This window comes from Nonomuraea sp. NPDC050227 (assembly GCF_044459705.1).
In the GTDB taxonomy this organism is placed as follows: domain Bacteria; phylum Actinomycetota; class Actinomycetes; order Streptosporangiales; family Streptosporangiaceae; genus Nonomuraea.
This window is the reverse complement of the sequence record NZ_JBITJF010000005.1, coordinates 639,884-657,288: the sequence shown is the minus strand read 5'-3', so window position 1 is coordinate 657,288 and position 17,405 is coordinate 639,884. Positions and strand designations below refer to the sequence as shown.

Annotated in this window: 16 protein-coding genes; 9 read left to right on the top strand and 7 right to left on the bottom strand. The window is 74.7% G+C overall.

Translation table 11 applies throughout. The annotated features are described in order from the left end of the window. The first annotated feature begins 41 nt into the window (after positions 1 to 41). A complete protein-coding gene (locus ACIBK9_RS23355; RefSeq protein ID WP_397161024.1) occupies positions 42 to 2,273 on the top strand; it encodes an MMPL family transporter in 2,232 nt (743 codons plus the stop codon). Between the two features lie 45 nt (positions 2,274 to 2,318). Here ACIBK9_RS23355 and ACIBK9_RS23350 read toward each other — a convergent pair whose 3' ends face one another. From ACIBK9_RS23350 to ACIBK9_RS23335, 4 genes are read right to left on the bottom strand one after another with little or no spacing between them, the layout of a single operon-like run. Beyond that, the gene (locus ACIBK9_RS23350) at positions 2,319 to 2,630 is read right to left on the bottom strand and encodes a hypothetical protein (protein WP_397161022.1); all 312 of its coding nucleotides are present in this window, start codon (positions 2,628 to 2,630) and stop codon (positions 2,319 to 2,321) included. Between the two features lie 24 nt (positions 2,631 to 2,654). After that, positions 2,655 to 3,320 (bottom strand): ArsR/SmtB family transcription factor, encoded by a 666-nt coding sequence (locus tag ACIBK9_RS23345; protein WP_397161021.1) that lies wholly within the window; start codon positions 3,318 to 3,320, stop codon positions 2,655 to 2,657. Next, positions 3,320 to 3,811 carry a cupin domain-containing protein gene (locus ACIBK9_RS23340; RefSeq protein WP_358298591.1) on the bottom strand — a complete coding sequence of 164 codons (492 nt, stop codon included), beginning with the start codon at positions 3,809 to 3,811 and terminating at the stop codon, positions 3,320 to 3,322. Before ACIBK9_RS23340 ends, ACIBK9_RS23345 begins: the two co-directional genes overlap by 1 nt. Before the next feature lie 41 nt (positions 3,812 to 3,852). Then, entirely contained in the window at positions 3,853 to 4,941 is a 1,089-nt protein-coding gene (locus tag ACIBK9_RS23335; protein WP_397161019.1) for an alcohol dehydrogenase catalytic domain-containing protein, read from the bottom strand. Between the two features lie 129 nt (positions 4,942 to 5,070). On the opposite strand from ACIBK9_RS23335, the gene ACIBK9_RS23330 reads away from it, so the two are divergent. From ACIBK9_RS23330 to ACIBK9_RS23320, 3 genes are read left to right on the top strand one after another with little or no spacing between them, the layout of a single operon-like run. Next, complete coding sequence (locus tag ACIBK9_RS23330) at positions 5,071 to 6,303, top strand: ABC transporter substrate-binding protein (protein WP_358298587.1); 1,233 nt, start codon at positions 5,071 to 5,073, stop codon at positions 6,301 to 6,303. Then, positions 6,300 to 8,999: an ATP-binding cassette domain-containing protein gene (locus ACIBK9_RS23325; RefSeq protein WP_397161017.1), complete on the top strand. Its 2,700-nt coding sequence runs from the start codon at positions 6,300 to 6,302 to the stop codon at positions 8,997 to 8,999. Before ACIBK9_RS23330 ends, ACIBK9_RS23325 begins: the two co-directional genes overlap by 4 nt. Further along, a complete protein-coding gene (locus ACIBK9_RS23320; RefSeq protein WP_397161015.1) occupies positions 9,000 to 9,740 on the top strand; it encodes an ABC transporter ATP-binding protein in 741 nt (246 codons plus the stop codon). It begins immediately after the preceding gene. Here the strand turns inward: ACIBK9_RS23320 and ACIBK9_RS23315 are convergent. Further along, the gene (locus tag ACIBK9_RS23315; RefSeq protein WP_397161013.1) at positions 9,732 to 10,460 is read right to left on the bottom strand and encodes a dienelactone hydrolase family protein; all 729 of its coding nucleotides are present in this window, start codon (positions 10,458 to 10,460) and stop codon (positions 9,732 to 9,734) included. The two genes, ACIBK9_RS23320 and ACIBK9_RS23315, sit on opposite strands and share 9 nt — an antisense overlap. A gap of 45 nt (positions 10,461 to 10,505) precedes the next feature. Continuing rightward, positions 10,506 to 11,399: a LysR family transcriptional regulator gene (locus ACIBK9_RS23310; RefSeq protein WP_397161011.1), complete on the bottom strand. Its 894-nt coding sequence runs from the start codon at positions 11,397 to 11,399 to the stop codon at positions 10,506 to 10,508. Between the two features lie 73 nt (positions 11,400 to 11,472). Between ACIBK9_RS23310 and ACIBK9_RS23305 the strand changes: the two genes are divergently transcribed. Both ACIBK9_RS23305 and ACIBK9_RS23300 read left to right on the top strand, forming a co-directional pair. Further along, the gene (locus ACIBK9_RS23305; RefSeq protein WP_387681840.1) at positions 11,473 to 12,129 is read left to right on the top strand and encodes a type 1 glutamine amidotransferase domain-containing protein; all 657 of its coding nucleotides are present in this window, start codon (positions 11,473 to 11,475) and stop codon (positions 12,127 to 12,129) included. Between the two features lie 157 nt (positions 12,130 to 12,286). After that, positions 12,287 to 13,252 carry an alpha/beta hydrolase gene (locus ACIBK9_RS23300; protein WP_358298575.1) on the top strand — a complete coding sequence of 322 codons (966 nt, stop codon included), beginning with the start codon at positions 12,287 to 12,289 and terminating at the stop codon, positions 13,250 to 13,252. Here ACIBK9_RS23300 and ACIBK9_RS23295 read toward each other — a convergent pair. Continuing rightward, positions 13,230 to 14,402 (bottom strand): helix-turn-helix domain-containing protein, encoded by a 1,173-nt coding sequence (locus tag ACIBK9_RS23295; RefSeq protein ID WP_397161010.1) that lies wholly within the window; start codon positions 14,400 to 14,402, stop codon positions 13,230 to 13,232. The two genes, ACIBK9_RS23300 and ACIBK9_RS23295, sit on opposite strands and share 23 nt — an antisense overlap. 66 nt (positions 14,403 to 14,468) lie before the next feature. Here ACIBK9_RS23295 and ACIBK9_RS23290 point away from each other — a divergent pair, with 66 nt between their 5' ends. From ACIBK9_RS23290 to ACIBK9_RS23280, 3 genes are read left to right on the top strand one after another with little or no spacing between them, the layout of a single operon-like run. Next, a complete protein-coding gene (locus ACIBK9_RS23290) occupies positions 14,469 to 15,569 on the top strand; it encodes an acyl-CoA dehydrogenase family protein (protein ID WP_397161008.1) in 1,101 nt (366 codons plus the stop codon). Between the two features lie 19 nt (positions 15,570 to 15,588). Then, positions 15,589 to 16,575, top strand: coding sequence for an acyl-CoA dehydrogenase family protein (locus ACIBK9_RS23285; protein ID WP_387681849.1), 987 nt, complete (start codon positions 15,589 to 15,591; stop codon positions 16,573 to 16,575). Continuing rightward, entirely contained in the window at positions 16,572 to 17,384 is an 813-nt protein-coding gene (locus ACIBK9_RS23280) for a TIGR03619 family F420-dependent LLM class oxidoreductase (protein WP_397161006.1), read from the top strand. The genes ACIBK9_RS23285 and ACIBK9_RS23280 overlap by 4 nt, the downstream gene beginning before the upstream one ends. Positions 17,385 to 17,405 lie beyond the last annotated feature (21 nt).

Here is a 17,405-nt window from a genome sequence, read left to right as displayed (position 1 = left end):
TGTACGACCGTACAGGACGGCCGTCGGGCAGGGGCGAGACGATGACGCGGTTTCTTGGTCGGCTGGGTGGCTGGTGCGCGCGGCACGGGCGGATCGTGCTGGCTTTATGGGTGGTCCTGGCCGCGGGCCTGATGGGCGCGAGCCTCGCGCTCGGCAGCCCGGTCAGCAACGACGCCTCCATCCCGGGCACAGACGCGCAGCGCGCGCACGACCTGATGAAGGAGGGCTTCGGCCCCGGCTACGCCGCCGGCGGAACCGTGCAACTCCTCCTGTACTCCGCGGACGGGAAGCTCACCGACGAACCGCATAAGCAGGCCGTCGAGCGCTCGGTGGCCGCGATGCGCACGATGCCGCACGTCGTCCAGGTGGACACGCCCTACCGGATGGGCGGCATCGCCTCGAACCTGCAGATCGGCGTGATCACCGTCAAGATGCAGGGCAACGACCCCGACAAGGTGGGCGAGGACACCCAGGCCCTGTCCGACGCCGCGGGCCCGGCCAGGGACGCCGGGCTGGAAGTGGTGCCCGCCGCCGACTCCAACCCGGCGAGCAAGGAGATCAAGACCGGGCCGAGCGAGATCATCGGCGTGGTCTGCGCGCTGCTCGTGCTGGTCTTCGCCTTCGGGACGCTGGTCGCCGCGATGGTGCCGATCTTCGCCGCGCTGGTCAGCGTCGCGACCGGGCTCGGCGTGATCGGCCTGCTCGGCTACGTCGTGGACATGCCCAAGCAGGCCGGGATCATGTCCACGATGATCGGGCTCGGCGTCGGCATCGACTACGCGCTGTTCCTGCTGTCGCGCCACCGCAAGCTGCTGGCCGACGGCGTGCCGGTCGTGGAGTCCGTACGCCGGACGGTTTCCAGCTCGGGCGGGGCCGTCGTGTTCGCCGGCGGCACGGTGATCATCGCGTTGAGCGCGCTGATGCTGGCCGGGTTCCCGCTGCTGAGCACGCTCGGCTGGGTGACCGGCATCTCCGTCGTCTTCGCCGTGCTGACCTCGGTCACCCTCGTGCCCGCCCTGCTCGGGCTGCTCGGCCACCGCGTCAACGCGCTCAAGGTGCCGCTGGTGCGCGGGCGGTCGTCCACCCGCGGCGGTGGCGCCGGCTGGGCCGGGCTCGGCGCGTGGGTGGCGCGCCGGCCGTGGCGGGTGCTGATCGGCAGCGTCCTCGTGCTCGGCGCGCTGGCCGCGCCCGCGCTCGCGCTGCAGCTGGGACCCCTGGACGAGGGGTACGCGGCCAAGGACTCGGCCGGGCGGCGCGCGTACGAGCTGATGGCCACGGCCTTCGGCCCCGGCAGCAACGGCCCGCTGATCGTGGTCGCCGAGCTGCCGGAGAAGGTCTCCGGCGCCGGGGACGCCACCGTCAAGCGGCTCGCCGACGAGGTCGCCCGCGTCGACGGGGTCGCCCACGTGTCGGACCCGAAGGTCAACGCCTCCGGCCGCTCGGTGCTGCTCCAGACGATCAGCGACTACGCGCCGAGCGACCCTAAGGCCGCCGAGGTGGTCAGGGAGGTCAGGGCCATCTCGATCCCGGGCGTCCAGGTGCACGTCGGCGGCAAGGTGGCCGGGCTGACCGACGCCGGGGACCGCATGAACGAGCGCACCCCGCTGGTCATCGGCGTGGTCGTGCTGCTCAGCGCGCTGCTCCTGCTGTTCGCCTTCCGCGCGCCCGTCGTCGCGGTCAAGGCCGCCGTGATGAACCTGGTGTCGCTGGGCGCCGCGTTCGGCGCGCTGGCGCTGGTGTTCTCGATCGGCCTCGGCAGCGGCCTGGTCGGCATGGACGCCCCGATGGACGCCTCCTACCTCCAGACGCTGTTCTTCTCCGTGCCGATCGAGAGCTACGTGCCGCTGATGCTGTTCGCGGTGCTGTTCGGCCTGTCGATGGACTACGAGGTGTTCCTGCTGACGGCGGTGCGCCAGGCCCACGCCCGGCACGGCGACAACAGCCGGGCGGTGGCCGAGGGCCTCGGCTCGACCGGCCGGGTCATCACCTCGGCCGCCCTGATCATGGTGGCGGTGTTCGTGGCGTTCATCGCCTACCCGGACGCGATGGTCAAGACGTTCGGCGTCGGGCTGGCCGTGGCCATCGCGGTGGACGCGACCGTCATCCGCGGCTTCCTCGTGCCGGCCACGATGGTGCTGCTCGGCCGGGCGAACTGGTGGTGCCCGCGCTGGCTGGACCGGCTGCTGCCGAACCTGTCGGTCGAGGGCCACGAGGAGGACGAGCCGGAGCCGCGCCGCGAGCGCGCGCAGGAGCCGGTGGGCGCCGGGCGCTGACCCCGCCGGCGACCGGTAAGCCGGGGCGTCGAGGTGGCAGGCCGGTCAGTCGGGGTCGTCGAGGTGGCAGGCCGGCACCCACCCGACGACGCCGGTGGCCGCGTCGGTGCCGTGGTGCCACAGGGTGCTGTCGAAGGCGTCGTCGCAGCGGAACGGCTCGTGCTCCTCCGACCGGTCGGAGTCGAAGCCGTCGCCGGGACGGCCCACGCCGAGCTGGGCCGCGCCGCCCTTCGGCTCGCTCCAGATGACCACCTCGCGGCTGCGGAAGTCGTAGCGGTAGCGGGCCTGCGCGGGGCCGGCGCCGCCCACGGTCACGACCGCGAGCAGGCCGGCCGCGACGGCTCCTCTGGCGAGCATGCGGACCTCCCTCACTGTGGGCGATTACCCGCTCACAGTACGCTCCCGCGCGACCTCGTGCCCGGCACGCCGCCAGCCGATCAGGCCGCCGTCCAGCGGGCGGGCGTCGAGACCGCGCTCGCGCAGCAGGCGGGCGGCCTGCGGGGAGAGCACGCAGTACGGCCCGCCGCAGTAGGCCACGACCCGGGCGTCCGCGGGCAGTTCCGCCAGGCGGCCCGCCAGGTCGTCCAGGGGCACCGAGATCGCGCCCGGCACGTGCCCCTTGGCGTAGGCGGCGGCCGGCCGGACGTCGACGACCACCGTGCCGGGGTCGGCCAGCCTGGCGGCCAGCTCGTCGGCCGTGACGCCGGACAGGTCGCCCAGGTGCTCCCGCACCGCCTCGCGCAGGCCGGACAGCCGGTCGTGGGCGAAACGCTGGAGGTCGCCCAGGAAACGCGAGACCTGCTCGTCGGCCAGCCGGTAGCGGACCCGCGTGCCGTCCCGGCGGCTGGTCACCAGGTGGGCCGCGTGCAGGTGCTGGAGCTGGGCCGAGGTGTTCTTGACCGGCACGCCCGCCGCCCGCGCCAGCTCCTCGACCGTGCGCTCGCCCTGGTCGAGCACGTCGAGCAGGCGCAGCCGCACCGGGCTGGCCAGCGCCTTGCCGACGCGGGCCAGGTGCCGGTAGACGGGCTCTTCGGGGAAATCCGCCATCAGACCGCGTACTGGTCGTGGCGCAGCCAGAGTTCGGTCCACTCCTCGGGGGTGAGCTCGCGGCCGCTGTGGGTGATCTCGGCCAGCTCCTCGAAGTACGCCTCGCGCGGCGCGCCCGGCGTGAAGAGCACCAGCATCGAGGCCGGCTCGCCGGAGGCGTTGCGGAAGGCGTGCACGCCGCCCTCGGGCACGTGCAGGAAGTCGCCGGGGCGGCCGTCGGCCCACTTGTCGCCGTCGTAGAGCTGGACGGTGCCGGTCAGCACGTAGAACGACTCGGTGATGGTGCGGTGGAAGTGCGGGGACGCGCCGCCGGGACGCGGGCCCATCTCCCAGCGGTAAAGGCCGTAGGCGCCGTTCGTCGAGCCGCCCGTGCCCAGGTAGTGGACGCGGGTGCCGGTCGCCATCGACAGGTCGGGGCCGTTGTCCGCCGGGCGCAGGGTGGCGCTGATCTCGCCGGTCTCGCCGAGGTAGCGCTGCTGGGGGTACGACATGGGACAACCTCCACTATTCCAAAGAAAATGAGAATAGCGCCTCAGAGCGTGATGACCGTGCGGGCGACCGTCCCCTGGCGGACGTGGGCGACGGCCTCGTTGATCTGGTCGAGGGGGAGGCGTTCGGTGATCAGGCCGTCGAGGTCGAGGCGGCCGCGGAGGTACTGGGCGGCCAGCATGGGCAGGTCGCGGTGCGGCGCGGCGTCGCCGCCCTGGGTGCCCATGAGGCGGCGGGAGGAGAACAGCAGGCCGGTGTCCAGCGCCATGGGGTGGCCCTGGGGCGGGCTGCCGACCATGACCGTGGTCCCGCCCGGCTGGGTGGCGGCGAAGGCGTCCGCCAGCACGCCGGGGACGCCGGTCGCGTCGAAGGCGTAGTCGACGCCGCCGCGGACCAGCGCGCTCACCTGGCGGGGCAGGTCCCCGGCGGTGAGCAGGTGGGTGGCCCCGAAGCGCTCGGCCAGCTTGAGCTTCCCCTCGGCCACGTCCGCGGCGATGATCGTGGTGGCGCCGGCGAGCACCGCGCCCTGGATGACGTTGAGCCCCACGCCGCCGCAGCCGACCACCAGGACCGAGGCGCCCGGCGGCACCTCGGCCACGTTCAGGACGGCGCCCACGCCGGTGACCACGCCGCAGGCCAGCAGGCACATGGCGGCGAAGGGCGCGTCCTTGGCGATCTTGACGCACATGGCCTCGGCGACCACCGCGTACTCGGCGAACGAGCCGATGCCGATGAAGCGGCGGGTCTCCCGGCCGTCGAGGGTGACCCTGGGCGGGCCGCCCATGATGGTCGGCAGCCGTTGCGGGCCCGAGCACAGGTGGAAGCGGCCGGAGCCGCAGTGGCGGCAGCGCCCGCAGGGGCCGCTCATGGCGATGATGACGTGGTCGTCCGGCCTGACGGAGGTGACGCCCGCGCCGACGCTCTCCACCACGCCCGCGCTCTCGTGCCCCAGGATGAACGGCGGCGCGCCCACCACCGGGCTCTTGCCGTCGATGGCCTTGAGGTCGGAGCCGCACACGCCCGAGGCCCTGATCCGGACGCGCACCTCGCCGGGGCCGGGGTCGTCGATCTCGACGTCGCGGATCTCCATGGGGGCGTGGAACCCGGTCAGCACGGCCGCGCGCATCAGCATGGGCCCACGCTAGCCCGGCGCGCCGTCTGCGAGCAAGCGGTTGCTCGGTAGGCCGTTGACACCCCCTTCCGGCAAATCTACGCTCAGCGAAACCAAGCGAGCGCTAGGCCGAGTCGCGAGGAGTACAACATGGTACGGCGGGGCGCGGCGGCGCTCACCCTGACGCTGCTCGTCGCCGGCTGCGCGGCTCAGCAGACCGGCGCAGCCCAGTCGGGCGCGGGAGTGACGGACACCACGATCAAGATCGGCGGCGTGCTGACCAAGACCAGCGCGAGCGGCTACTCGACCAGGGACGCCGAGATCGGGGCGAAGGCCAGGTTCGCCCGCGCCAACGCCGAGGGCGGCGTGCACGGCCGGAAGATCGACTTCATCGGCGCCGAGGACGACGCCCAGGACGCGGCCAAGGGCGACGCGGCGGCCAAGAAACTCGTCCAGAAGGACCAGGTGTTCGCCCTGGTCCCGGTGCACGCCCCCAACTTCGGCGGCGCGGCCTTCCTCGAACAGCAGGGCGTCCCCTGGTTCGGCTGGGCCACCGGGCCGCAGTGGTGCGGCACCAGGACCGGGTTCGGCTACAACGGCTGCCTGGCCCCCAAGCAGGGCGCCGGCTCCCAGACGTGGTGGGGCAGGCAGATGGCCGACCTGCTCGGCGGCGCCGCCGGCAAGAGCGTCTACGTGCAGACCAGCGACTCCAGCGGCAGCAAGTACGGCGGCACGACCATCTCCCAGTCGTTCACCGCGGCCGGGTTCGAGCTGGCCGGCGTGAACTCCGGCCTGCCGGCCGCCGCCCCGCCCCCCGACTGGCTCCCGTACGTCAACAAGATCATGACCTCGGACGGCGGCAAGGCCCCCGACGTCGTCGTCTCGGTGATCGCCGGCACCAAGTTCAACGTCGGGCTCTACGCGGCGCTCAAGCGGGCCGGGTACAAGGGCGTGCTCACCGACGCCACCAGCTACGACCTGGCCATCCTCAAGGACCCGGCCGGCGCGCAGGCGCTCGACGGCGTGATCGCCGCGCCCATGTTCGAGCCGTTCGAGTCGCCGGCGCCCGAGATCGCCCAGCTCAAGAAGGACGTCGAGCAGGTCGCCCCCGGCACCGCGCTCACCCAGCACCTGGCGATCGGCTACTGGGCCGCCGACATCTTCCTCGACGTCCTCAAGCGCACCGGCAAGGACCTGACCAGGGAGAAGTTCCTGGCCACCGCCAATGGCGACTACGTCTACGAGAACCCCGGGTTCGGCCGCATCCGCTACCCGCGCGACCACAGCGAGCCGAACGGCTGCGGCGCCCTGGTCAAACTGGAGGGCGGGGCCTTCCAGGTGGCCAGGAGGATGGCCTGCTTCGACAACGTGCCGCTGAAATGATCCTCCAGTACGTGCTCAGCGGCCTGGTCACCGGGGCCGTCTTCGCGATCATGGGCTCCGGCCTGACCTTGTCGTACGCGGCGACCGGGGTGTTCAACTTCGCCCACGGCGCCGTCGGCTTCCTGGCCGCCCTGGTGTTCTACGAGCTCACCACCGCCGCCGGGCTGCCCGCCTGGCTGTCGGCGGTGGTGGCGGCCGGGCTGTTCGCGCCCGCGCTCGGCTACCTGCTGCACCGGGCCATGTTCCGCGGGCTCGCCCAGGCGGGGGAGACCGCGCAGATCGTCGCCACCATCGGGCTCACGATCGCGCTGCCCGCGCTCGGCCTGCTGGCCGTGGAGCTGGCCGGGCTGCCCGCCACGGACGCCACCTCGCTGCCGCGCGGCGTCGGACCCCATCCGGCCGTGTCGTTCGACCCGCTCGGCGTGCGGCTGGACACCGACCAGCTCATCACCTTCGCCTTCTCGGCCGTCGCGGCGGCGGGGTTGTGGGCGTTCCTGCGGCACACGCCGTACGGGCTGCGCATGCGCGCCTCCGTGGACCGCCGCCGCCTGGCCACGCTCCGGGGCATCGACGTGGACGCCACCTCGGCGCTGGCCTGGATGCTCGGGTCGGGGCTCGCCGGCCTGGCCGGGGTGCTGGCGGCACCGGTGCTCGGGCTGGACGCGACGGCGTACACGGTGCTGCTGTTCGCCTCGGCGACGGCGGCGGTGTTCGGGCGGCTGCGCTCGATCCCCTGGACGTTCGCCGCCGGGCTCGCGCTCGGCGTCGTGCAGAACCTGGTCGCCGGGTACACCGACTTCCTGGAGGAGGTCACCGGGCTGCGCACGGCCGTGCCGGTGATCCTGCTGTTCGCCGGGCTGCTGCTGCTGAACCGGTCGCGGGAGCGGGTGGCGGGCAGCGCCGCCGAGGACGTCCCGCCGCCCGACCACCTGGCCGGGGTGCCGGCCTGGCGCAGGCGGCTGCCGTGGGCGGCGGGCCTGGCCGCGCTGGCGGTCTTCGCCCTGCTCGGGCCGGAGTACTACGTGGGCGTCGCGGCCCAGGGGCTGGTGCTGGCGCTGATCTTCTGCTCGTTCGTGGTGGTGACCGGGATCGGCGGCATGGTGAACCTGGCGCAGGCCGCCTTCGCCGCCATGGCGGCGCTGACCTGCGGGTGGGCGTTCGCCTCCGGGCTGCCGTTCGTCGTGGCGATCGTGCTCGGGGTGGCCGCCGCGGGGGCCGTCGGGCTGGTCGTGGCGCTGCCCGCGCTGCGGCTGGGCGGGCGGGTGCTGACGCTGGCCACGCTGGCCCTGGCGCTGCTGGCCGACCAGGTGCTGTTCCAGGTGGACGCCTTCAGCAACGGGACCATCGGATGGGCGCTGCCGGCGCTCGGGCTCGGCTTCGCCGACACCTCCGACCCGCGGGTGCGGGTGGCCGTGCTGCTGGCGCTGATCGGGCTGGTGGCGCTGCTGGTGCGCAACCTGGAGCGGTCGGCGTCGGGGCGGGCCGTCCTCGCCGTGCGGTCGGCGCCCGCGGCGGCCGTCACCTCCGGGCTGTCCGCGCCGCGGGCCAAGATCGTGCTGTTCGTGCTGGCGTCGGCGGTCGCCGGGCTCGGCGGGGTGCTGTTCGCGATCTCCAAGGGGTCGGTCACGGCCACCGACCTGCCGGCGTTCGCCGGGTTCGTCTGGCTGGCCGTGGTGGTGCTGCAGGGCGTGCGCAGGATCGGCGGGGCGGTGCTCGGCGGGCTGGTCGCGGTGGCCGTGCCCGAACTGCTGGCGACCTGGGACGTGTCCGCGCACGTCGGGTCGATCCTGTTCGGCGCGGGCGGCATGATCCTGGCCCGGCATCCGGACGGCGTGCTCACCCAGCTCGCCGAGGCCCGCCATCGCCGCCGCGCCCGCCGCCTTCCCGCCGCTCCTTCCGGCGCTTTCCCCACCGCTTCTTCCACCGCTTCTTCCGGCGCGCCTTCCGCGCCTCCGGCCGAGGTGGTCGCCGGGGTCGTGGCCCGGCGGGCCGCGGCCGGGGGCGGCGGGTCCGGCGGGCCGCTGTTCGTGCTGGAGGACGTCGTGGCGGGCTACGCCGACTGCACCGTGCTGCGCGGGGTGCGGCTGGAGGTGCGGCCCGGCGAGGTGGTGGCGCTGCTCGGCGCGAACGGCGCGGGCAAGTCCACCGCGTGCGCCGTCGCCGCCGGGGACCTGCCGGTGACCGGCGGCCGGATCCTGCTCGACGGCGTGGACGTCACCGCCTGGCCGGCGCACCGGCGGGCGCGCGCCGGCGTCCTGCTGGCCCCCGAAGGGCGGGGCGTCTTCCCCGGGCTCACCGTGGAGGAGAACCTGCGCACCTGGCTGGACGATCCGGAGCCGGTCTACCGGCGCCTGCCGCAGCTGGCGGCCCGCCGTACGGTGGCCGCGGGCGCGCTGTCGGGCGGCGAGCAGCAGCTCCTCACGCTGGCCCCGGCCCTGGTGCGCCCGCCGCGGGTGCTGATCGCCGACGAGCCCTCGCTCGGCCTGGCCCCGCTCGTGGTGCGGCAGGTGTTCGACGTCTTCGCCGAGCTGCGCGACCGGGGCGTGGCGCTGCTGCTGGTCGAGGAGAAGGCGACCGAGGCGCTGGCCGTCGCCGACCGGGTCGCGTTCATGCGGCTGGGCGCCGTCACCTGGACGGGCCCCCGCTCGGAGGTGGACGGCGACCGGCTGACCGCCGCCTACCTGGGGGTGAGGTGAATGCTGGCGGTGCAGGGCGTGTCCGTGGCCTTCGGCGGCGTCAGGGCGCTGGACGGCGTGTCGTTCGAGGCCGGGCCCGGCCAGGTCTGCGGCGTGATCGGGCCGAACGGCGGGGGCAAGACCACGCTGTTCGACGTGGTGTCCGGGCTGCGCAGGCCGGTCGCGGGCCGGGTCACGCTGGACGGGCGCGACCTGACCGGCGTGTCCGCGCTCCGGCGGGCCAGGGCCGGCGTGCGCAGGACGTTCCAGCGCACGCAGGTGTTCGGCCGGCTCACCGTGGCCCAGAACGTGCTGGCCGCGCTCGACTGGCACGGCGGTGGCGGCGGACTGGCCGCCGACCTGGCCGGGTGGCCGGGCCGGCGGCGGATCGAGCGCGAGCGCGGCGCGCGCGTGGCCGAGGTGCTCGACCTGTGCGGGCTCACCCCGCTGCGCGACGCGTACGCCGCCGCGCTGCCGGTCGGGCAGCGCCGTATGGTCGAGCTGGCCCGCGCCCTCGCGGACCGTCCGCGGCTCCTGCTGCTGGACGAGCCCACCTCCGGCCTGGACGCCGCCCAGACCGCCCGGCTCGGCGAGGTCGTCAGGGCCCTGGACACCACCGTGCTGCTGGTCGAGCACGACATGGGCTTCGTCATGGAGATCTGCGACCGGATCGTCGTCCTGGACCTGGGCAGGGTCATCGCGTCCGGGACGCCGGCGCGGGTCAGGGACGATCCGGTGGTGCGGGCCGCGTACCTAGGCTGAGTGCCGTTCGGTGAAGGACAGGATGCGGCGCCAGGCGTCCTGGCAGATGTCCTCCCACTCCTTGAACGAGCGGTCGAAGAAGGAGTGGGGCGCGCCCTCGTAGACGTGGGTCTCGTGCTCGGTGCCCACCCGGTCCAGCGCCGCGGTGTAGGCGTCGAACTCTTCCGGGCTCGACACCTTGTCGGCGCCGCCCCTGAGCAGCAGCAGCGGCGCGCCGGGGCCGGTCGTCGGCTCGTCGATGAAGCGCAGCGCGCCGTAGAAGCCGATGCTCCCGGCCAGGCCGTTGCCCTCCGCGCCCTGACGCCACGACAGGGCGCCGCCCATGCAGAAGCCGACCGTGAACACCGGGCCGCCGGCGGCCAGCTCGGCGGTCGCGGCCGCCGCGTCGGCCTGCACCTGGTCGAGCTTGAGCTGGTCGACGTGGGGCATGTAGTCGAAGTCGTCGCCCCGGTCGTCGGTCCCGGCGGTGCGGCCGAAGTAGTCGATCGCGATCGTGCGGAACCCGGCCTCGGCGAAGCGCACCGCGAGGTCGCGGTAGAACGGGTGCAGGCCGCGCACGTCCGGCATGATCACCACGCCGCGGCCGTTCGGCTCGGCCGGGTCGGCCCGGTAGGCCATGAAGCGGGTGCCGTCGGCTGAGGTCAGGGTGATCTGCTCGTGCGCCGCCACCTCGCCCCGGATCGACGGGGCGGGCGGCCGGCTGTCGGTGGAATGACACATGTGCCCAGCATGCCCAAGGTGATCGCCCGTCATCCACCTTCGTCCTCAGTACGGCGGCGCCGCCCGGAACGCCGCCAGCAGGTGGGCCCGCACCCGCCCCACGGCCGGCCTGGCCGGCGCCCCCGACCGTACGGCCAGGTAGCCGGTGTTGATCGGCGGCTCCGCCGGCTCGGCCAGCACGACCAGCGTGCCCTCGGCCAGGTCGCGCCGGCACAGGTACGCGGGCAGGACGGAGACGCCCATGCCGGCCCGCACCGCGCTCAGCACGCCGCGCAGGTCCGGGATGACGACCTGCGCGGCCATCGACGGCCGCCGCCCGAAGACGGCCCGCCAGTAGCGGCGCACGATGGGCAGGTCCTCGGCGTAGGCCACCACGGGCACCGCGGCCAGCTCCTTGGGCCCGACCCGGCCGGGCGGCAGCGCGCGGGCCACGGACGGCGCCGCCACCAGGACGAACTCCTCGTCGTAGACGGGGTCCGCCTGGACGCCGCGCACCCGGGGCCGGATCGTGGACAGCACCAGGTCGAGCCGTCCGGCGGCGAGGTCGGCCAGCAGGTCGTCGGCCAGGCCGAGGGTGGTGCGCAGGCGCAGCCCGTCGCGGACGAGCGGGGCGAGCATCGGCATGACCTCCTCGCACAGGAACTCGGCCGGGCCGCCCAGGTGCACGGCCTCGTCCGAGGGCAGCTCCGAGCCGGCCACCTCCTCCAGCGCGTCGAGGGCGGGGGCCAGCCGGCGGGCCAGCTCGTCGGCGGCGGGGGTGGGCGCGACGCCGCGCGGCAGCCGGTCGAACAGCGGCCGGTCGAGCGTCGCCTCCAGCGTCTTGACCTGGGCGGTCACCGCGGGTTGCGAGAGGCCGAGCGTCTGCGCGGCGGCGGTGATGGAGCCGGTCCTGTGGACGGCGAGAAAGGTCCGCAGCAGGTCCAGCGAGAGAGACGACACATCACTATTCTGATGCCACGACTGACATTTCGCTATTTGTGGCTGATGGGCTTTCCCGGCCATGCTCGAAGGCATGAGCAAGCGCATCCTGATCGTGTTGACCAGCCACGACGACCTCGGCGGCGTGGAGCGTACCGGATACTACGTCCCCGAGGCGGCCCATCCCTGGCAGATCTTCACCAAGGCCGGCTTCGAGGTGGACGTCGCCAGCATCGCCGGCGGCCGCCCGCCCCGCGACGGCCACGACCCGGACGACCCGGCGCAGGCCGCCTTCCTCGCCACCGGCCTGGACGAGGACACCGCCCCCCTCTCCGGCGTGGACGCCTCGGCCTACGACGCCGTCCTGTACGCCGGCGGCCACGGCACCATGTGGGACTTCCCCGCCGACCCCGACGTCGCCCGGGTCGGCCGCGAGGTCTACGAGCGCGGCGGCGTGGTCGCGGCGGTCTGCCACGGCCCGGCCGCGCTGGTCGGCCTGACCTTGTCCGACGGCTCCCACCTGGTGGACGGCCGGCGGGTGGCCGCCTTCACCAACAGCGAGGAGACCGCGCGGGGCGTGGCGGGGGTGGTGCCGTTCCTGCTGGCCGACGCGCTGACCGAGCGCGGCGCCCGGCACGAGCCCGCCCCCGACTGGCAGCCGCAGGTCGTCGTGGACGGCCGGCTGGTCACCGGCCAGAACCCGGCCAGCGCCGCGCCCCTGGCCGAACAGGTCGTCACCCTGCTGAGCTGACCCCGGCTGACCTCACTGACCCCCGCTGACCCCGGCCGAGGTCGCCGGACGGCGGGCGGGGCGCGCGCAACGGCAGCCGGATGGCGGTTGCCACGCCGTCGCGCGAAATCCGACCATCGAGGGGTACGGCAAGCCCCCTCCGTGGAAGGAAGTCCTCATGGCGTTCCACCCCAACCTCGATCCGGACCTGCGTGCCGCCCTGGAGAACGCGCCCTTCCCGGCGTTCGACGTGACGGCGCTCGACGCGGAGGAGCTGGCCGGGCACCGGGCCCAGATCCACGCGATGCTGGCCGCGATGCCGCCCGCCGAGACCGAGGTGCGGATCGAGGACCGCCGCGTCCCCGGCCCCGACGGCGAACCGGACATCCGGGTCCGCGTCTACCGCCCCGCGCAGGACGGCGCCGGCCGGCCCGGCCTCTACTGGATCCACGGCGGCGGCATGATCGTCGGCATGCCCGAGGTGGACGAGGCCTCGATGATCGAGTACGTCGAGCGGCTCGGCGTCGTCGTGGTCTCCGTGGACTACCGTCTCGCGCCCGAGCACCCGCACCCCGCGCCGGTCGAGGACTGCTACGCGGGGCTGGTGTGGACCGCCAAGAACGCCGAGGAGCTGGGCATCGACCCCGCCCGGCTGGCCGTCGGCGGGGCCAGCGCGGGTGGGGGGCTGGCCGCCGGGACCGTGCTGCTCGCCCGCGACCGGGGCGGGCCCGAGGTGGTCCTCCAGCTGCTGATCTGCCCGATGCTCGACGACCGCAACACCACCCCGTCGAGCCTGGAGTTCACCGAGGCCGTGGTCTGGGACCGGGCCGCGAACCTCTACGGCTGGTCCGCCCTGCTCGGCGACCGGGCGGGCGGCCCGGACGTCCCGCCGTACGCGGCGCCGGCGCGGGCCGAGGACCTGTCGGGGCTGCCGCCCGCGTTCGTCGACGTGGGCGAGCTGGAGGTGTTCAGGGACGAGGACATCGACTACGCCCAGCGGCTCGCGCGGGCCGGGGTGTCCACCGAGTTCCACCTCTACCCGGGGGCGTTCCACGGGTTCGACGTCATGGTGCCCGACACCCCGCTGAGCAGGCGGGCGCGGGAGACCCGGCTGGCCGCGCTCAGGCGGGCGTACCGCCTGTAGCGGCGGCGGCGGCGTTCGCGGCGGTGGTGGCGGCGTTCGCGGTGGTGGCGTCGGCCGTGGTGGCGTCGGCCGTGGTGGCGTTCGCGGCGGTGGCGTTCGCGAGGAGGCGCAGCAGGGCCAGGGCGAGGTGGGCGCGCAGGCGTCCGGCCGGGGCGGCGAGGGAGAAGCCCAGCGCCGACTCCGCCCGCGCGATGCGGGCCGCCATCGAGCTGTGGTGCAGGTGCACCCCGATGGCGGCGGCGCGGACCGATCCGGCCGAGCACAGCGCGCGCACCGCGAGCAGGTGGTCATCGCTCAGCCGCGCCATCGCCCGCACGTCGGCCAGCTCCGCGACGGCCGGGCCGGGCAGGTCGGCGAACAGCGCGAGCGCGCCGAGATCGGTCCAGCGCACCACCCGGTCGTGCGGGCCGGTGAAGCGCAGCGCCGTGCGGGCCTTGGCCCACGACTCGGCGGCGTGCGACCCGGGCAGCTCCGGGCCGATGCCCACGCGGGCGCCCTCGGGCAGCTCGCCCTCGACGGTGGTGGCCACCAGCGCGGCCTGGGTGTCGCCGATCCTGGCCGTACGCACGCGGTGCCCCATCGCCCGCAACCCGGCCGCGAGCGGGTCGCCGGGGAGGGCGAAGGCCAGGGCCTGGAGCGGGGTGGATGGTGCGAAGCCGAGCAGGCGGAGCGCCCGCGCGCGTTCCGCCTCGCCGGTCTCGGCCGACAGCACCAGCTCGACCAGCGCCGGGTCCCGGCCCTCGCGGGCCTGCGCGGCGGCGCGTTCCAGGGTCAGCTCGGCGGCGGCGGCGAACCGTTCGAGCACGATGTCGTCGAGGCCGTGCGGGGCGCCCTCGCGTTCCATCCACACGCTGCCCAGGCCGTCGCTCAGCTCCCTCGCCCGCGCCCCTTCCTGGGGCCCTTCCCCGGCCCGCTTCCCCGTGCCTGGCGTCCGCGCGTCGGCGGCCCGGCCGTCCGGGCTCGTCCGGAGGCGCCGGCCGGCGGTGGCGTCGTGCAGGCCGACCGGACATCGCGCCAGCCGCGCGGTCGCCGCGAGCAGCACCGGCACGGTGACGTGGTCGCGCACCAGCGAGTCGAAGTAGGCGATGACCCGCACCGCGCTCTCGGCGTCGGTGTCGAGCGTGGAAAGCCGGAGCAGAAGACCCTGCACGACGTCCACACTAGGCCGACGGACGGCGGCCTGGCCAGCGGACCAAGCGTGCGCTAGTTTGGTTTCGTGGATCTCGACTTCTCCCCGGCCGAGCTGGACTTCCGCGCCGAGGTTCGCGACTGGCTGGCCGCCCACGTGCCCGAGCGGCTCCCGCCGATGGACACCGCCGAAGGCTTCCTGGCCCACCGTGCCTGGGAGGCGCTGCTGGCCGGCGAGCGGCTGTCGGTCGTCTCCTGGCCGCGCGAGTACGGCGGCCGCGCCGCGTCCCTGATCGAGTGGCTGATCTTCGAGGAGGAGTACTGGGCCGCCGGCGCCCCGGCCCGGGTCAGCCAGAACGGCATCTTCCTCCTGGCCCCCAGCCTCATGCGCTTCGGCACCCCCGAGCAGCGGCGGCGCTGGCTGCCCCGGATGGCGACGGCCGAGGACGTGTGGGCGCAGGCCTGGTCCGAGCCCGAGGCCGGCAGCGACCTCGCCGCGCTCAGCGCCCGCGCCGAACGCGCCGACGGCGGCTGGCTCCTGTACGGGCACAAGACCTGGAGCTCCCGGGCCGCCCACGCCTCCCACGGCTTCGGCCTCTTCCGCACCTCCGGCGCGCGGCACAAGGGCCTGACGTACTTCCTGTTCCCCCTGGACGACGTCGCCGTCCGGCCGATCGTCCAGCTCGACGGCCTGCCCGGGTTCGCCGAGCTGCACTTCGACGGGGTGTTCGCGCCCGACTCCATGGTGCTCGGCGAGCCGGGCGACGGCTGGCGGATCGCGATGTCCACCACCTCCTCCGAACGCGGCCTGACCCTGCGCAGCCCCGGCCGCTTCCTCGCCACCGCCGACCGCCTCCTCGACCTGGCCCTGGACGCCGATCCCGCCCTCGCCGACCGGGCCGCGCGCTGCTGGACGGCGGCCGAGGCGTACCGGCTGCACACCTTCGCCACCGCCCGCCGGATCATGGCCGGGGCCGAGATCGGGGCGGCGGCCAGCATGGGCAAGGTCTTCTGGTCGGAGCTGGACCTGCGCATGCACGAGCTGGCCATGGAACTGCTCGGCGACCGCGCCGGCGGGACGGCCTGGCTGGACGGCTTCCTGTTCTCGCTGGCCGGGCCCATCTACGCGGGCACCAACGAGATCCAGCGCAACATCATCGCCGAGCGTGTCCTGGGCCTGCCCCGATGACCCCTCTGGAGTCGCCCTCATGCACTTCGCCTTCACCGACGAGCAACTCGCCCTGGGGGCGACCGTCCGCGACGTGCTGCGGGCGCACTGCCCGCCCGGCGCGCTGCGGACCGAACGCCGTCCCGCCTGGGACCGGCTGGCCGAGCTGGGGTTCTTCGGGCTGCTGCTGCCGCCGGAGCTCGACGGGCTCGGGCTCGGGCTGACCGACGTGCTGCCCGCGGTCGAGGAGACCGGGCGGGCCTGCCTGCCGGGGCCGGTGGTCGAGACGGCGGTGGCGGCGGCGTTCCTGACGCCCTTCCTGGCACCCGAGGCGGCCAAGCTGGCCTCGGGCGGGGTGTGCGTCGGGGTGCTGCTGCCGGGGGAGGCGTACATGGCCGACGCCGATCTCGCCGACGTGCTGGTCGTGGCGCGTACGGGGGAGGGGGTGCGGGTGCTGGCGGGGCACGAGGCGCGGCTCACCGCCGTGCCGGGGGTGGATCCGTGCCGGCCGTTGTTCGACGTCGCCTTCGAAGCGTCCGGACGTGCTGATCCCGGCGCGGACCGGGTGGCGCTCGCGGCGCGGGCCGTCGCGGTGGCGACCGCCGCCCAGCTGATCGGGGTCGCGCGGGAGCTGCTCGCGGTCTCGGTGTCGTACGCGGGGGTCAGGAGGCAGTTCGGCGCGGCGATCGGGTCCTTCCAGGCCGTCCGGCACCGGCTCGCCGACGTGGCGGTCGCCGTCGAGTTCGCCGCGCCGCTGGTGCACCGCGCGGCGCTGTCCGTCGACCGGGACGCGCCCACGGCCGGACGGGACGCCGGCGCCGCCAAGGCCGCGGCGGGCGAGGCGGCGACGCTGGCCGCCCGCGTCGCCCTGCAGACCCACGGCGCGATCGGCTACACCGAGGAGCTGGACCTGCGGTTCTGGCTCGCGCGGGCCTGGTCCCTGTCGGCCGCGCACGGCACCGCCGCCGCCCACCGCGAACACGTCCGCGCCTGCCTGGGCACTCGCGACCTGCGGAGGTATCCGTGAAGTACGGCGTGCCGCTGGGCCTGCTGCACCCGGACGCCTGGAAGGACGTGGCCGTGGCCGCCGACGAGCTGGGGTTCGAGTCGGTGTGGCTGCCCGAGCACCTGGTGTTCGCCACCGACCTGTCGCTCGCCGTCTACCCGGGCACCGAGGATCCCGGCATCAAGCCGACGACGCCGCTGTTCGACGCCCCGGCCTACCTGTGCTGGCTGGCCGGGCTCACCACCCGCGTCCGGCTCGGCACCGCCGTGCACCTGCTGGCCCTGCGCCACCCGTTCGTCTCGGCCCGCGCCTTCGCCACCCTGGACGTGGTGTCGGACGGACGGGCGATCTGCGGCGTGGGCGCGGGCTGGTACCGCGGGGAGTGGGCGGCGGCCGGGCTGCCCTTCGAGACCCGCGGCGCCCGCCTGGACGAGGTCATCGAGATCGTCCGGCGGCTCTGGACCGAACCCGTGGTCGCCCATTCCGGACGGTTCTACCGGTTCCCGGAGGTCGCCTTCGAGCCCAAGCCCGTGCAGGGACGGCTGCCGGTGCTGGCCGGCGGGGAGTCGGCGGCGGCGCTGCGCCGGGCGTCCCGGCTGTGCGACGGGTGGATCAGCATGCCGCACACGGTCGAGTCCATCAGGCCGCAGCTGGCGCGGCTGGGGGCGGGGGTGCCGGTGACGGCGCACGCGTACGCGCTGGGCTCTCCTGGCGAGGTGGCCGCCTGGGCGGAGCTGGGGGTGGAACGGCTGATCGTCCGGCCATGGACGCGCAGCCGGGACGCGGTCACCCGCCTGGCCGCCTTCGCCGCCGAGTACGACGTGACCTGACCCCGCCGGGCCGCCGCTCAC

What these genes read in the sequence shown, in the direction of transcription:
- ACIBK9_RS23355 (WP_397161024.1), top strand. Translation starts at nt 42, where the DNA reads ATGACGCGGTTTCTTGGTCGGCTGGGTGGCTGGTGCGCGCGGCACGGG.
- ACIBK9_RS23350 (WP_397161022.1), bottom strand. Translation starts at nt 2,630, where the DNA reads ATGCTCGCCAGAGGAGCCGTCGCGGCCGGCCTGCTCGCGGTCGTGACC.
- ACIBK9_RS23345 (WP_397161021.1), bottom strand. Translation starts at nt 3,320, where the DNA reads ATGGCGGATTTCCCCGAAGAGCCCGTCTACCGGCACCTGGCCCGCGTC.
- ACIBK9_RS23340 (WP_358298591.1), bottom strand. Translation starts at nt 3,811, where the DNA reads ATGTCGTACCCCCAGCAGCGCTACCTCGGCGAGACCGGCGAGATCAGC.
- ACIBK9_RS23335 (WP_397161019.1), bottom strand. Translation starts at nt 4,941, where the DNA reads ATGCTGATGCGCGCGGCCGTGCTGACCGGGTTCCACGCCCCCATGGAG.
- ACIBK9_RS23330 (WP_358298587.1), top strand. Translation starts at nt 5,071, where the DNA reads ATGGTACGGCGGGGCGCGGCGGCGCTCACCCTGACGCTGCTCGTCGCC.
- ACIBK9_RS23325 (WP_397161017.1), top strand. Translation starts at nt 6,300, where the DNA reads ATGATCCTCCAGTACGTGCTCAGCGGCCTGGTCACCGGGGCCGTCTTC.
- ACIBK9_RS23320 (WP_397161015.1), top strand. Translation starts at nt 9,000, where the DNA reads ATGCTGGCGGTGCAGGGCGTGTCCGTGGCCTTCGGCGGCGTCAGGGCG.
- ACIBK9_RS23315 (WP_397161013.1), bottom strand. Translation starts at nt 10,460, where the DNA reads ATGTGTCATTCCACCGACAGCCGGCCGCCCGCCCCGTCGATCCGGGGC.
- ACIBK9_RS23305 (WP_387681840.1), top strand. Translation starts at nt 11,473, where the DNA reads ATGAGCAAGCGCATCCTGATCGTGTTGACCAGCCACGACGACCTCGGC.
- ACIBK9_RS23300 (WP_358298575.1), top strand. Translation starts at nt 12,287, where the DNA reads ATGGCGTTCCACCCCAACCTCGATCCGGACCTGCGTGCCGCCCTGGAG.
- ACIBK9_RS23285 (WP_387681849.1), top strand. Translation starts at nt 15,589, where the DNA reads ATGCACTTCGCCTTCACCGACGAGCAACTCGCCCTGGGGGCGACCGTC.